This window comes from Streptomyces sp. NPDC048590 (assembly GCF_043199535.1).
GTDB lineage: Bacteria > Actinomycetota > Actinomycetes > Streptomycetales > Streptomycetaceae > Streptomyces.
In genome coordinates this window covers 343,777-356,981 of sequence record NZ_JBICWC010000010.1, presented here as the reverse complement: position 1 = coordinate 356,981, position 13,205 = coordinate 343,777, and the positions used below count along the sequence as shown (strand labels likewise).

12 protein-coding genes are annotated in these 13,205 nt (G+C 69.9%); 5 read left to right on the top strand and 7 right to left on the bottom strand.

The annotated features are described in order from the left end of the window. Window positions 1-11 precede the first annotated feature (11 nt). Window positions 12-545 carry a DinB family protein gene (locus tag ACGFNN_RS28330; RefSeq protein ID WP_393560062.1) on the top strand — a complete coding sequence of 178 codons (534 nt, stop codon included), beginning with the start codon at window positions 12-14 and terminating at the stop codon, window positions 543-545. A gap of 114 nt (window positions 546-659) precedes the next feature. Here ACGFNN_RS28330 and ACGFNN_RS28325 read toward each other — a convergent pair whose 3' ends face one another. Beyond that, complete coding sequence (locus ACGFNN_RS28325) at window positions 660-1,967, bottom strand: LAETG motif-containing sortase-dependent surface protein (protein ID WP_393560060.1); 1,308 nt, start codon at window positions 1,965-1,967, stop codon at window positions 660-662. 80 nt (window positions 1,968-2,047) lie between these two features. On the opposite strand from ACGFNN_RS28325, the gene ACGFNN_RS28320 reads away from it, so the two are divergent. After that, window positions 2,048-2,170, top strand: a complete 123-nt coding sequence (locus ACGFNN_RS28320) for a hypothetical protein (protein ID WP_393560058.1) — start codon at window positions 2,048-2,050, stop codon at window positions 2,168-2,170. Window positions 2,171-2,281: 111 nt separating this feature from the next. Here ACGFNN_RS28320 and ACGFNN_RS28315 read toward each other — a convergent pair whose 3' ends face one another. The 4 genes from ACGFNN_RS28315 to ACGFNN_RS28300 all read right to left on the bottom strand — a co-directional run bounded on the left by ACGFNN_RS28315 (window position 2,282) and on the right by ACGFNN_RS28300 (window position 5,789). Next, window positions 2,282-3,058 carry an ABC transporter permease gene (locus ACGFNN_RS28315; RefSeq protein ID WP_362553309.1) on the bottom strand — a complete coding sequence of 259 codons (777 nt, stop codon included), beginning with the start codon at window positions 3,056-3,058 and terminating at the stop codon, window positions 2,282-2,284. Next, complete coding sequence (locus ACGFNN_RS28310) at window positions 3,055-4,026, bottom strand: ATP-binding cassette domain-containing protein (protein WP_393560056.1); 972 nt, start codon at window positions 4,024-4,026, stop codon at window positions 3,055-3,057. Before ACGFNN_RS28310 ends, ACGFNN_RS28315 begins: the two co-directional genes overlap by 4 nt. A 48-nt stretch (window positions 4,027-4,074) precedes the next feature. Next, a complete protein-coding gene (locus ACGFNN_RS28305) occupies window positions 4,075-4,743 on the bottom strand; it encodes a DUF4097 family beta strand repeat-containing protein (protein ID WP_393560054.1) in 669 nt (222 codons plus the stop codon). Between the two features lie 290 nt (window positions 4,744-5,033). Next, on the bottom strand, window positions 5,034-5,789 hold the full coding sequence (locus tag ACGFNN_RS28300; RefSeq protein ID WP_393560052.1) for a DUF4232 domain-containing protein: 756 nt from the start codon (window positions 5,787-5,789) through the stop codon (window positions 5,034-5,036). Between the two features lie 397 nt (window positions 5,790-6,186). Between ACGFNN_RS28300 and ACGFNN_RS28295 the strand changes: the two genes are divergently transcribed. Further along, window positions 6,187-7,692: a helix-turn-helix domain-containing protein gene (locus ACGFNN_RS28295; protein ID WP_393560050.1), complete on the top strand. Its 1,506-nt coding sequence runs from the start codon at window positions 6,187-6,189 to the stop codon at window positions 7,690-7,692. A gap of 55 nt (window positions 7,693-7,747) precedes the next feature. On the opposite strand, the gene ACGFNN_RS28290 is transcribed toward ACGFNN_RS28295, so the two are convergent. Then, window positions 7,748-8,674, bottom strand: a complete 927-nt coding sequence (locus ACGFNN_RS28290) for an RNA polymerase sigma-70 factor (protein ID WP_393560048.1) — start codon at window positions 8,672-8,674, stop codon at window positions 7,748-7,750. 185 nt (window positions 8,675-8,859) lie between these two features. On the opposite strand from ACGFNN_RS28290, the gene ACGFNN_RS28285 reads away from it, so the two are divergent. Further along, window positions 8,860-9,345 carry a carboxymuconolactone decarboxylase family protein gene (locus ACGFNN_RS28285; protein WP_362553291.1) on the top strand — a complete coding sequence of 162 codons (486 nt, stop codon included), beginning with the start codon at window positions 8,860-8,862 and terminating at the stop codon, window positions 9,343-9,345. An 81-nt stretch (window positions 9,346-9,426) separates the two neighbouring features. Here the strand turns inward: ACGFNN_RS28285 and argS are convergent, their stop codons facing one another. Next, window positions 9,427-11,205 carry an arginine--tRNA ligase gene (gene argS, locus ACGFNN_RS28280; protein WP_393560046.1) on the bottom strand — a complete coding sequence of 593 codons (1,779 nt, stop codon included), beginning with the start codon at window positions 11,203-11,205 and terminating at the stop codon, window positions 9,427-9,429. Window positions 11,206-11,352: 147 nt separating this feature from the next. Between argS and lysS the strand changes: the two genes are divergently transcribed. Then, window positions 11,353-13,104 carry a lysine--tRNA ligase gene (gene lysS, locus ACGFNN_RS28275; protein WP_393560044.1) on the top strand — a complete coding sequence of 584 codons (1,752 nt, stop codon included), beginning with the start codon at window positions 11,353-11,355 and terminating at the stop codon, window positions 13,102-13,104. Window positions 13,105-13,205: the final 101 nt, after the last annotated feature.

Here is a 13,205-nt window from a genome sequence, read left to right as displayed (position 1 = left end):
GACGCTGTCTCATGACCACCCTGCCCGACGGCCGGACCGTGCCGCCCCCGCATGCCGACGAGCGCCACATGCTGGAGAGCTGGCTGGACTTCCACCGGGAGACCCTGGTGCTGAAGTGTGAAGGGCTGGACGACCGGCAGGTGCGGACCGCGGCGGTCGCGCCGTCGGAGATGACACTGCTGGGGCTCGTGCAGCACCTGGCGGAGATCGAACGCAACTGGTTCCAGCGGATCTTCGGCGGGGCCGACGTGGAGCCGGTGTACGCGGGCGAGGGGAGCGGGGACGGGTTCGCGCTGTCGGACGACCGGGGGATCGGCGAGGCGCTGGCGATCTGGCGCAAGGAGGTCGCTCTGAGCCGTCAGCTGGTCACGGACGCTTCCTCGCTCGACGACGTGGGCGCACTGCCGGACGCGGAGGCGGCGTATGTCGGGGACCGCGGTCTGTCACTGCGCTGGATCCTGGTGCACATGATCGAGGAGTACGCCCGGCACAACGGACACGCGGACCTGCTGAGGGAGCGCGTCGACGGGGTCACCGGGCCCTGACCCGGCGGTGCGGGAGGCCTCATGCCGAGGGACCCGGCACCTCGTCCGGTGCCGGGTCCCACGAAATGTTCAGCGCGTGGAGCGCGGTGCCTGGCCGGCACCGCGCCTCACCCGTCAGACGTGCGCGCCCGCCTTGCGGCGGCGGACGACGAACACCGCACCGGCGCCGATGGCCAGGGCCGCGCCGCTCGCGAGGGCGAGCTGCGACGTCGCCGAGGACGAGCCGGTGGAGGCGAGGGTGCCGCCCGCCGGGCTCGCGGACCCGCCGCTTTGCGGAGTGAGGGCCGAGTCCTTCGGCTTGCTCGTGCCGGCCGTGGCGTCGGGGACCTTGCCGGGGTTGCTGCCGGCGGCGGCGATCAGGAACTCGTATCCCTCGAGGTCCGGGGTGCCGCCGCAGTCACCGTTGTCGTTCCAGTAGTCACCGGCGACGAAGGTGACGCCGTTGCCCGCAGGCGCCTTTGCGTCGATCTTGAGACGCATCTTGATGTCGGCCTTGGCGCCGGCCTTCATGGGGCTGATGGCGTCCATGTAGTGCTCGTTGTCGACGTTCTGCCACTTGGAGGAGGACGAGGACCACTGCAGGTGCACCAGGTCGTCGATGTCCTTCATGCCGCTCTTGTCCGTGGCGTGGACGTATGCGAACGGGTAGACCTCGTCCAGCGTCTTCTTGGTGCCGTTGGTCACCCGGAGCGTGAAGTTGGTCGTCGTGCCGGCGACGACGGTGGAGGGCAGGCCCTTCACGACGGTGGTGAGCTTCGGCTCGGGGACGCAGGCATCGCCGTCACCGTCGCCGTCCTCACCGTCCTCGCCGCCCTCGGCCTCCTCTTCCTTCGCCTTGGCGAGGGCCTCGTCGGCGGCGTTCTTGTCGGCGAGTGCCTTCGCGGCATCCTTCTGCGCCTGGTTGATCTTCCGGGCGGCCGCGACACGTGCGTCGTCCAGGGTGTCCTGGGCTTCCACGTGCTTGGCGTCGGCGGCCGTCTTGGCGGTGGCGGCGGTCTCGGCGGTGGTCTTCGCCTCCGTGAGCTTCGTCGCGGCGTCGGTCTTCTGCTCCTCGGTGGCAGCCTCGTCCGCGGCAAGGCGGTCGACCTCGGCCTGCGCGGCGATGACAGCCTCGTCGGCGGCTTCCTTCGCGGCGGCCGCCTCGGTGGCCGCCGTCTTGGCGGCCACGGCCGCCATCTTCAGGGGGTTGGTGTCCAGGTCGTACGCTTCGAGCTCTGCGATCGCGGCGTCAACCGCGGCTTCAGCGTCGTCGTACGCGGTCTGAGCGGCCGCAGCGGCCTTCTCCAGGTCGGCGATCGACGGCTTGTTCTGCGTCTGCGCGGCCGGCTTGTCGTCGGCGAACGCGGGGGTGACCGACAGCAGGAGCACAGGGGCGGTGACTGCGGCTGCGACTGCTGTGGCAAGGGTGCGGCGAATCTTCACAAGGGCCCTTCGAGGTACGGAAGAAGAGATGAAGGGTCGCAGCGGAAATGACTCACGCGGATGCGACTTGAGGTGATCGTATGACCGGGATGACGGTCGAGCTGCACACTTTCTTCACCTGCCTCGGCCTTTATCACATGGCCGGGGTGGATGGATGGGGTGAAAGGGTGCAGTTGCTTTCCCTGTACACGATTTCCCTGTGATCAATGCCACAACGGGAAGGGGCGGCGCTCTCCGGTGTGGTGCCGGAGTGCGCCGCCCCCGGGTGGGACGGGTCGGGCAGGGTGCGCGGACGAGCTGCGCGTTCATGCCGGTTACTTCTGGTCGTTGTCGAACTGGGCCTTGGACCAGCGATAGCCGAGGACGGTGAGACCGAGGCACCAGGCGAGTGCGATCCACCAGTTGTTGCCGATCTCCGTACCGAGGAGAAGGCCGCGAAGGGTCTCGATGGCGGGGGTGAATGGCTGGTACTCGGCGATCGGCTGGAACCAGCCCGGCATGCTGTCGAGCGGGACGAAGGCGCTGGAGATGAGCGGGAGGAGGATCAGCGGCATGGCGTTGTTGCTTGCCGCCTCGGCGTTGGGGCTGCCCAGTCCCATGCCGACCGCGATCCAGGTGAAGGCCAGGGCGAAGAAGGCGAGCAGTCCGAAGGCGGCCAGCCACTCCAGGACGGTGGCGTCGACGGATCTGAACCCGATCGCGACGCCGATCGCGCCGACGAGCACCACGCTGATGATCGTCTGCAGCACGCTGCCGACGACATGCCCGAACAGGATGGAACCGCGGTGGATCGCCATGGTGCGGAAGCGGGCGATGATGCCTTCGCTCATGTCGGTGGAGACGGAGACGGCGGTGCCGATCGTGGTGGAGCCGATGGTCATGAGCAGGATGCCCGGGACGATGTAGGCGATGTACTCGGAGCGTCCGGCGCCGCCGCTCATCGTCTCGCCGAAGATGTAGACGAAGAGCAGCAGGAGCATGACCGGGGTGAGCAGCAGGTTCAGTGTGAGCGACGGGTAGCGCCGGGCGTGCAGCAGGTTGCGGCGCAGCATGGTCGACGAGTCGCGTACGGCGAGGGAGAGGTTGCTCATCGTGCGGTCTCCTGGTTCCGGGTCCCGGTCTGGGCGGGGACGGTGGTGGCGGTGAGGGCGAAGAAGACGTCGTCGAGGTCGGGGGTGTGCACGGTCAGTTCGTCGGCCTCGATGCCGGCTCCGTCGAGGCGGTCGAGTACGGCGCGCAGGTCGCGCTGGGTGCCGTCGCTCGGGATCTGCAGGGACAGTGCTTCGGCATCCGCGGTGGCGCCGGGCAGGGCCGCGACGGCGGACCGGTAGAGGTCGGGGTCGGTGAAGCGGAGCCGGACGTGGCCGCCGGGGACGAGCCGCTTGAGCTCCTCGGCGGTGCCTTCCGCCGCGATCCGCCCGTCGTGGAGTACGGCGATGCGGTCGGCGAGTTCGTCGGCCTCCTCCAGGTACTGGGTGGTGAGGAAGACTGTGACGCCGCCCGCGACGAGCTCACGGATGGCGAGCCACATGTTGTGGCGGCTGCGCGGGTCGAGACCCGTGGTGGGTTCGTCGAGGAAGATGATCCTTGGGTCGCCGACCAGGGTCATCGCGATGTCGAGGCGGCGCTTCATACCGCCGGAGTAGGTGGACGCCGGCTTCTTCGCGGCCTCCGTGAGGTCGAAGCGTTCGAGCAGTTCGGCGGTGACCCGCCGCCCCTCGCTCTTGGAGAGGCGGTGCAGGTCGGCCATGAGGAGCATGTTCTCCTCGCCGGTGATCAGCCCGTCCACGGCGGAGAACTGGCCGGTGACACCGATCGAGGCGCGCACGGCCTGAGGGTCGGTGGCGAGGTCGTGGCCGCCGATCCGGATCGCCCCGGAACCGGGGCCGGGCCGGACGAGGGTGGAGAGGATCTTGACCGCGGTGGTCTTGCCCGCTCCGTTCGGGCCGAGCAGGGCGAAGACCGTCCCCTCGGGGACCGTCAGACCGATGCCGTCCAGGACGGTCTTGTCCCCGTAGGACTTGTGCAGGTTGTTCGCCGAGATGGCGGTGTTCGTCATGCCGGTGCTCCTTCGCGGTCCGTGTGGCGTTCGCGTGTCGTACGCCGGTCAGAGGGTGCGGGCGGTGATGTCGCCCTGCTGGGTGGTCGCCTTGATGGTCAGTGCGGGGGCGCCGCCGGTGTTCATGAGCGCGTTGTCGACCCGGCCGTAGCCGGTCCCGGCGTCCAGGGAGGTGGAGACACCCTGGGTGACGCCGACGGCGATGGCGCCCTGCTGGGTGCTCAGCGTGAGCTCTCCGCGCGAGGCCTCGACGACCGTCACGTCGCCGCTCATGGTGCTGATCTCGCCCGAGCCGTGCAGCCGGCCGACGGTGATGTGGGCGTCGAGGCCCGCGAGGTGCACGCTCGTGGCCTCGTCGAGCTTGACGGAGCCGTGGCCGCCGTCGACGGTGACGTCGCCGAGCCGGCCGACGCCCCTGAACTCGGCGGCTGCGGACTTCGCCTCGACCCGGGAGCCGGCGGGCAGTTGCACGGTCACCTCGACGGAACCGGAGTGGCCGAGGATCCGGCTCTTCGCTTCAGGGGCCTTGATGTCGAGGACGCCGCCGGACCAGGTGACCTCGGTCTGCTCGGCGGCCTTGGCGTCGCGGCTGCTGGAGGGGTCGGCGGGGCGGACCTCGACGGTGGTGTCGGTGCGGTCCGAGGCGATGAACCGGATGCGGCCCGCGGGGATGTCGAGGACGGCGTTCACGGCGGTGGGGGTGTCGAAGTTCTGCATGGCCAACTCCTTGGGTTCGTGTTTCTGACATCGCAAACGCTACGTTGCGTTCGATGGGGCGGCAACTATGTTGTCGCGTCAGGAACCCGTTATTGCAGGCAGTTGGAGGAATTTCGTTGCAACGGTGCAGACGGTTAATGCAATGAACTGAAGTGAAGCGTTGCAATGAATTGAACGTGAACGCTATGCGGTCGGGGGCCGCGCACGCCGGACGGGCGTGACACCGTTGTGCGGTGTCACGCCCGTCCGAGGGAAGTGGGTGGGTGGTCGCGGCGGACCACCCGCGGAGGTCAGTACATGAGGGCGGTGTCGATGTCCGTCTGCCAGTACGTCACCCTCAGCGTGCTGTCGACGTAGACGGCCTTGCTCAGCGGGGCGTTCGCCGACGGGCCGGTGGAGCCGACTCCGTCCCTGCCCTGGAAGTGCACGGTCGCCTTCTTCGTGGAGTAGCCGTTCGTGCCGCTCCCGTCGGCCGAGGAGGTCAGCACGCCGGCGTACGCGGACTCGCCCGGAAGGACGGTGACCACGGCCTGCGGCTTGCTCTCCTCGAACACCGGCGGGGTGGACTGCGCCTCGCCGAACCGCACGAAGGGGTAGTAATAGGCGCTGCAGGCCTGCGAACTCGTGTTGGTCACGGTGAGCAGCATGTGGTTGACGGGCCGGGGCGCGGTCGTGAGCTTCACCCGGGAGTTGGAGCCGTCGCACGCACGGGTGACCGGCCCGTCCTCCTCCGCCGTGTCGTCGTCGTGGTCGCCCCGCTGCTGCGAGGCCGGCTCGGCGACGGGCTTCGGTGCGGAACCGGAACCCTTCGAATTGCCGGAAGCGGAACCATCGGTGGCCGGTCGGTCGGACGCACCGTCGTCCGTCTTCCCGTCGGTGGCCGCGGTCGGGGCTTCGGAGGCCTCGGCGGTGGCAGCGGCCTTGCCGGCGCTGTCCGCCGATTCCTGGCCGCCGCCCTGGCAGGCGGTCAGGGACAGGGCGGTGAGCAGGGCGGCGACGCTCAGGGCGGGGGTGTGGGCGGCGTGGCGGAAGCGAAGGTTGCGCATGAGTGGATCTCCCCGTTTCAAGGTGGTGAACGCCCGGGGCGCCGGGTTGGCGCCGTGCGGTGCGGGCGGGTGTACTGGTCGGTGACGCATGGTCAGAGGTGTCACAGGAGTGAGAGGACGATCGCGATGCAGGCGATCAGGACTCCCGTGGCGAGCGTGTCGGTCAGGGTGATGTCAGGTCGGGTACGCACGGCGGCTCCCGGTGCGAGGGTGAGGGTGGGACGTACGGATCGCGGGGAACGCCGCGGTGTGTCCACATCCTTTCCGGGGCCGGATTCCGGTCGCAACGGTTGCCGGGGCGTTCGGGACGCTGGAACGCTCGTACCCCCTCCGACCTGCGCGAACGCAACCTCCCTGGGACGCCGTTCCGGGAAGGAACAGAAGGGGAACGGTCGGGGTGGGCACAGAGATCCAGGAATTCGCGGCGCTGCTCAGGGGGCTGAAGGAGCGGTCCGGGCTCAGCTACGGGGCGCTCGCGCGGAGACTGCACATGAGCACCTCGACCGTCCACCGCTACTGCAACGGGGAGGCTGTACCGCACGACTACGCACCCGTGGAGCGCTTCGCGCGGGTGTGCGGGGCTTCGGCCGACGAGTTGATGGCCCTGCACCGGAGATGGATCCTGGCCGACGAGGCGAAGAGGCGAGGCGCACGGAAGCCGGATCCGGCCGGTGCCGTCGGCGAAGCGGGGGAGGCCGCTCGGGCGGCCGCGCCCACGACCGTGCCGGTCGGCGAAGCGGAACCTGATCAGGATCCCGTACCGGAAGCCGACGGCGCGGCTGCGGAGGAGTTCGTCCCGGAGGCCGGGCGGGGCCGCCCGGCCCAGGGTTCGGAAGCCCAAGGCTCGGACGCTCCGGGTTCGGACGTCCAGGGTTCGGGCGCTCCGGGTTCGGACGCTCAGGTTTCAGGCTTCCGGAGTTCAGGCGCGGAGAGTCTCGCGGAGGACGTGACACCTGAAGCCGGCACCGGTGCCCGGCCTGCTCCGCGTCCGCGGACCAGGCGGAAGCTGCGGGTGCTCCTCACCGCAGTGGCGGTCGTCGCGCTCGTCGTCCCCGCGGCTCTCGTCGTACGCGGGCTGGGCGACGACGGGCCCGCGGACGGCAAGCGGTCGAACGCGGAGCTCAGCCCCCTCCCGGCCGTGCCCAGCGGCGAGGCGAGCGCGAGCCCTCGGCCGAGCGGGAGCCGCAGCCCGAGTGCCACGGCCGGCTCCACCGCCCCCACGCCGACGGCGAGCGCCGGCCGGGACGCACCGGGTCCCACGGCGAGCGGACGGCAGGACGCCGGGGTGCCGGTGCGCGCGACGATCAGTTCGTACAACTGGGAGTCCCCCTGCGGTCAGTACTACCTGCTCGACCAGAAACCGGACGACGTACCTCCGCCGCCTGCACCGCAGTACACCCGCGGCTGGGCCCGTTCCCTCGACGGTGTCGACGGGGGTGCCATGAAGCTAGCGCTCACCGTCCAGGGGACGTCCGGTGAGGCGGTGGTCCTGAACGGGCTGCATGTGCGGGTGCTGGGGCGGAACCCGGCGCTCGCATGGAACGCGTACTCGATGGGGAGCGGCTGCGGTAGCGGCGTCACGCCGCAGAGCTTCGATGTGGACCTCGACGACTCACTCCCGCGTTCGAAGCCCGTCGCCGGGCAGGACGGGGACATGGTCGTACCCGCCAAGGACTTCCCGTACAAGGTGAGTTCCACCGACGTGGAGGTGTTCCACCTCGACGCGCACGTGGAGGGGCACGACGTGACCTGGTACCTGGAGCTGGAGTGGACCAGCGGCGGGCGGAGCGGGACCCTGCGCATCGACGACGGAGGCAAGCCGTTCCGTACGAGCAGCCTCGCGACCAGGCCGGAGTACTCCTACCGCGCGGACACGGCGCAGTGGGTGCCGTCGGAGCACTGACGCAGGGGCGGGGCCGGCCTGCGTCCCCGGTCCGGTGGAGCGGGGACGCCCCGGTTCAGCGGCTCAGGGAGGTCACCCGCTCCATGCGCGTCAGCTTCTCCGGGTTGCGGACGGCGTAGAGCCCGGTGACGCGGCCGGCGGTGACGCTCAGCGCCATGACGGTGTCGAGGTCGTCGCCGGTCATGGCGATCAGCGCGAGCGCGCCGTTGACCTGGGCGAGGCGCAGCGTGAGCGCGGGGGCCTTGCCGAGTCCACCGAGGATCAGGCGGGCCACCTTGTCCGCGCCCACGATGGGCCGGAGCACGGCCTGCCTGATACCGCCGCCGTCGCCGAGCAGGACGACGTCGGGCGCGAGGACGTCGAGCAGGCTCTGCAGGTCGCCGGTCTCCGTCGCCTTCCGGAACGCCTCGATCACCCGCCGGTTCTCGGCCCGGGAGACCTCCTCGCGGGGCCGGCGGTCCGCGACGTGCCCGCGGGCCCGGTGGGCGATCTGGCGTACCGCGGCGGGATTCCTGCCGACGGCGTCCGCGATCTCGTCGTAGCCGAGGCCGAACACCTCGCGCAGCACGAACACGGCGCGTTCGCTGGGCGTCAGCGTCTCCATCACCAGCAGCATCGCCATGGACACGCTGTCGGCGAGCTCGACGTCCTCGGCGACGTCGGGCGTGGTGAGCAGGGGTTCCGGCAGCCAGGTGCCGACGTAGGACTCCTTGCGGCGGCCGAGCGTGCGCAGCCGGGTCAGCGACTGGCGGGTGACGATGCGGACCAGGTAGGCGCGCCGGTCCCGCACCTCGTCGAGGTCGACCCCCGACCACCGCAGCCAGGTCTCCTGCAGGACGTCCTCGGCGTCCGCGGCCGAGCCGAGCATCTCGTAGGCGACGGTGAACAGCAGGTTCCGGTGGGCGACGAACGACTCGGTGGCGGCATCCGGGCCGCCACGGCCGGGGGACTGCTCCTGCGCGTCTGCGTCCAGGTGTTCCATCCGCTTGCTCCCGCCTGTCGGTTCCGGTTGGGTCCCGTCGGTTCCACGCGCACAAGACGCCGGGTGGCATCCGATCGTGACACCCCTCGCGCGTGGGGTGCGTCACACCCGGTCGCCGTCACAGGGCGCGGCTCGCAGGCATCTCGTGTTCGTCAACCGCAGGAACACGAGTGAGGAACGACGTCATGGACGCACGGTTCAACCTGTTCGAGAACGAGACCGGTGCCCGGTTCGCCAAGCGGTTCGCCGGTCTGGCCCAGGTGCTCCAGCAGTCCGGGCTGCCGCAGTCCACACAGGAACTCGTCTCGCTGCGCGCGAGCCAGATCAACGGATGCGGGCACTGCGTCGACATGCATGTGAAGGAGGCCGCTGCCGCCGGTGAGACGGCCGTACGGCTCCATCTCGTCGCCACCTGGCGGGAGTCCACCGTGTTCACCGAGGCCGAGCAGGCGGCGCTGGCGCTCGCGGAGGAGGGCACCAGGCTCGCCGACGCCCACCAGGGGGTCTCCGACGAGACCTGGGCGCTGGTCCGCAAGCACTACGACGACGACCAGACGGCCACTCTGGTCGTGCTCGTCGGTCTGATCAACGCGGCCAACCGGCTGGCCGTGATCACGCACCAGAAGGGCGGCTCCTACGAGCCGGGAATGTTCGCCGCCGCGCACGGCTGACGGCGCCCGAAAGGCGATCGCCCGTGCGGGACGAGGTCCCGCACGGGCGATTCCGTGCTGTCAGGGCAGGGCAGGGCGGAGTCAGAGGCGCTCGGGGGTCCTGATGCCGAGCAGCTTCATGCCCTGGTGCAGGGTGCGCGCGGTGAGCTCGACGAGGAAGAGACGGTTCTCGACGACCTCAGGCGCGTTCTCGTCGCTCAGCACCTGGCACTGGTCGTAGAAGGTGGTGAGGTGCGAGGCCAGCTGGTAGAGGTACGCGGCCAGCTTGTGCGGCTCGTACCCCTCGGCCACCTCCTCCAGGACCGCGCCGAACTGGTCCAGGTGCAGGCCCAGCGCACGCTCGGCGGGGGCCAGCTCCAGCTCCGGGTGCGCGGCGGGCCGGGCGTCGCCGGCCTTGCGCAGGATGGAGCGGATCCGGGCGTAGGCGTACTGGAGGTACACCGAGGTGTCGCCGTTCAGCGAGACCATCTGGTCCAGGTCGAACTTGTAGTCACGCACGGCGGACGTGGACAGGTCGGCGTACTTCACCGCGCCGACACCGACGTACCGGCCGTTCTCGACGATCTCCTCCTCGGAGAGGCCCACCTTCTCGGCCTTCTCCCGGACGACCGCGGTGGCCCGCTCGACGGCTTCGTCCAGCAGGTCCTGCAGCCGCACCGTGGTGCCCTCACGGGTCTTGAACGGCTTGCCGTCCTTGCCGAGGACGGTACCGAAGGCCAGCTGGTGCGCCTTGACGTCGTCGTTCAGCCAGCCGGCGCGGCGGGCCGTCTCGAAGACCATCTTGAAGTGCAGGGACTGCCGGGCGTCCACCACGTAGAGCAGGCTGTCGGCCTTGAGGTTCTGCACCCGGTCGCGGATCGCCGAGAGGTCGGTGGCGGCGTAGCCGTACCCGCCGTTGGTCTTCTTGACGATCAGCGGGACCGGGTTGCCGTCCGGGCCCTTCACATCGTCGAAGAACACGCACAGGGCACCCTCGGAGCGGACGGCGACGCCCGTCTCCTCCAGGATCCGGCAGGTCTCCTCGAGCATGTCGTTGTACCCGGACTCGCCGACGATGTCGGGGTCGTCGATCTCCATGTCGAGCTTGTCGAAGACGGAGTAGAAGTAGATCTTCGACTCGTCGACGAACCGCTGCCAGTGGGCGAGCGTCTCGGGGTCACCGGCCTGGAGTGCCACCACCCGGTCACGGGAGCGCGCCTTGAACTCCTCGTCGGAGTCGAAGAGGACCCGCGAGGCCTTGTAGACGCGGTTCAGCGAGGACATCGCCGCCTCGCCGTCCGTCTCTCCACCCTCGTGGCCCTCGTGCTGCAGCTCGTCCGGGTGCTCGAAGAGGTACTGGATGAGCATGCCGAACTGGGTGCCCCAGTCGCCGATGTGGTGGCGCCGGACGACGTTCTCGCCGGTGAACTCCAGGATCTGGACCATCGCGTCACCGATGACGGCTGAGCGCAGGTGGCCGACGTGCATCTCCTTGGCGACGTTCGGCTGGGCGTAGTCGATCACGGTCGTGCCGGGGGCGGCCTTCGCCGGGACACCGAGCCGGTCGCCGTCGGCGGCCCGCGCGGCGAGCGTCTCGGTGATCGCCCGGTCGGTGAGGGTGACGTTCAGGAAGCCGGGGCCGGAGACCTCGATGTCCTTGATCAGGTCGCCGGCCGGGAGGGCCGCCGTGACCTTGGAGGCCAGCTCACGCGGGTTGCCCTTGAGCTTCTTGGCGAGCGCGAGGATGCCGTTGGCCTGGAAGTCGGCCCGGTCGCTTCGGCGCAGCAGCGGGTCCGCGGTGCCGGCCTCCGGCAGAGCTGCCGTCAGGGCGTCCGCCAGCTGCTGCTGGAGCGTGGAAGCGAGGGAAGGGACCGAAGCCATGAGCCGGCTGCCGTTTCGGTAGAGGACAAGGGATCACCCCAGTATCCCACGGGGTGCAAAGCCGTTTTCGCGCTGCGGGTGGTACCTGGGAGAATGGATGCACCCCTGACGGGGGTGCCCCCTACGAGTCCTACACGAGAGAAGGACGTGCCGACCGTGGCTTCGAGTCAGAGCAGCACCGAGACCGACTGGGTCTCCCGCTTCGCGGACGATGTCATCGCCGAATCGGAGCGACGTGCGCCTGGCAAACCGGTCGTCGTCGCCTCGGGTCTCTCCCCGTCGGGCCCGATCCACCTGGGCAACCTCCGCGAGGTCATGACCCCGCACCTGGTCGCGGACGAGATCCGCCGCCGCGGGTACACCGTGCGCCACTTGATCTCCTGGGACGACTACGACCGCTACCGCAAGGTGCCGAACGGCGTCGAGGGGGTCGACGACTCCTGGCAGGCCCACATCGGCAAGCCGCTGACCTCGGTGCCGGCCCCGGCAGGTTCCGCGTACCCGAACTGGGCCGAGCACTTCAAGGCCGCGATGACCGCGGCGCTGGAGGAGCTCGGCGTCGAGTACGACCCGATCAGCCAGACGGAGCAGTACCTCGCGGGCACGTACCGCGAGCAGATCCTGCACGCGATGCGGCACCGCGCGGACATCGACGCAGTCCTGGACCGCTACCGCACCAAGAAGGACCCTGCCGCGGGCGGGAAGAAGCCGCAGCAGAAGAAGGTCGACGAGGCCGAGCTGGAGGCCGCCGAGGGCTCCGGCGCGGCGGACGAGGACGACGGCAGCTCGAACACCGCGGGTTACTTCCCGTACAAGCCCTACTGCGGCAACTGCGAGAAGGACCTGACCGTCGTCACCTCCTACGACGACGACACCACCGAGCTGAACTACACCTGCTCGGCCTGCGGTTTCGCCGAGACGGTCCGGCTCAACGAGTTCAACCGCGGCAAGCTGGTCTGGAAGGTCGACTGGCCGATGCGCTGGGCCTACGAGGGCGTGATCTTCGAGCCCAGCGGAGTGGACCACTCCTCTCCGGGGTCCTCGTTCGTCGTCGGCGGGCAGATCGTGCGCGAGGTCTTCGACGGTGTCCAGCCGATCGGCCCGATGTACGCCTTCGTCGGCATCTCCGGCATGGCGAAGATGTCCTCCAGCAAGGGCGGCGTGCCGACCCCGGCCGACGCGCTGAAGATCATGGAGGCGCCGCTGCTGCGCTGGCTCTACGCCCGGCGCAAGCCGAACCAGTCCTTCAAGATCGCCTTCGACCAGGAGATCCAGCGGCTCTACGACGAGTGGGACTCGCTGGTCCGCAAGGTCGCGGACGGCACGGTCCTGCCTGCCGACGCCGCGTCCTACGCACGGGCCGTCGGCACGGCCGCCGGGACGCTGCCCAGCACCCCGCGACCGCTGCCCTACCGCACCCTCGCCTCGGTCGCCGACATCACCGCGGGCGCCGAGGACCAGACGCTGCGCATCCTCAGCGAGCTCGACCCGGAGAACCCGCTGACCTCGCTCGACGAGGCGCGGCCGAGGCTCGACCGCGCCGAGAACTGGATCACCACCCAGGTCCCGGCGGAGGCGCGCACCATCGTCCGGAGCGAGCCGGACAAGGAGCTGCTCGGCTCCCTCGACGAGCAGGGCCGTGAGTCGCTCAGGCTGCTCCTGGAAGGGCTCGACTCGCACTGGTCGCTGGACGGCCTGACCACTCTGGTCTACGGAGTGCCGAAGGTTCTGGAGGGCCTGGAGCCGGACGCCAAGCCGACGCCCGAACTGAAGACGGCCCAGCGCTCCTTCTTCGCGCTGCTGTACCGGCTGCTGGTGGGCCGGGACACCGGGCCGCGCCTGCCCACGCTGCTCCTCGCGGTGGGTGCCGACCGGGTGCGGACGCTGCTGGGCGCGTAACACCTCCGGACATGCGAACGGGCGGGCCGATCGGCCCGCCCGGTCGCATGTCCGCGGGTCGGGGGTACGCGGTGTGCGGTGCGCCCTACGGGGAAGGGGGC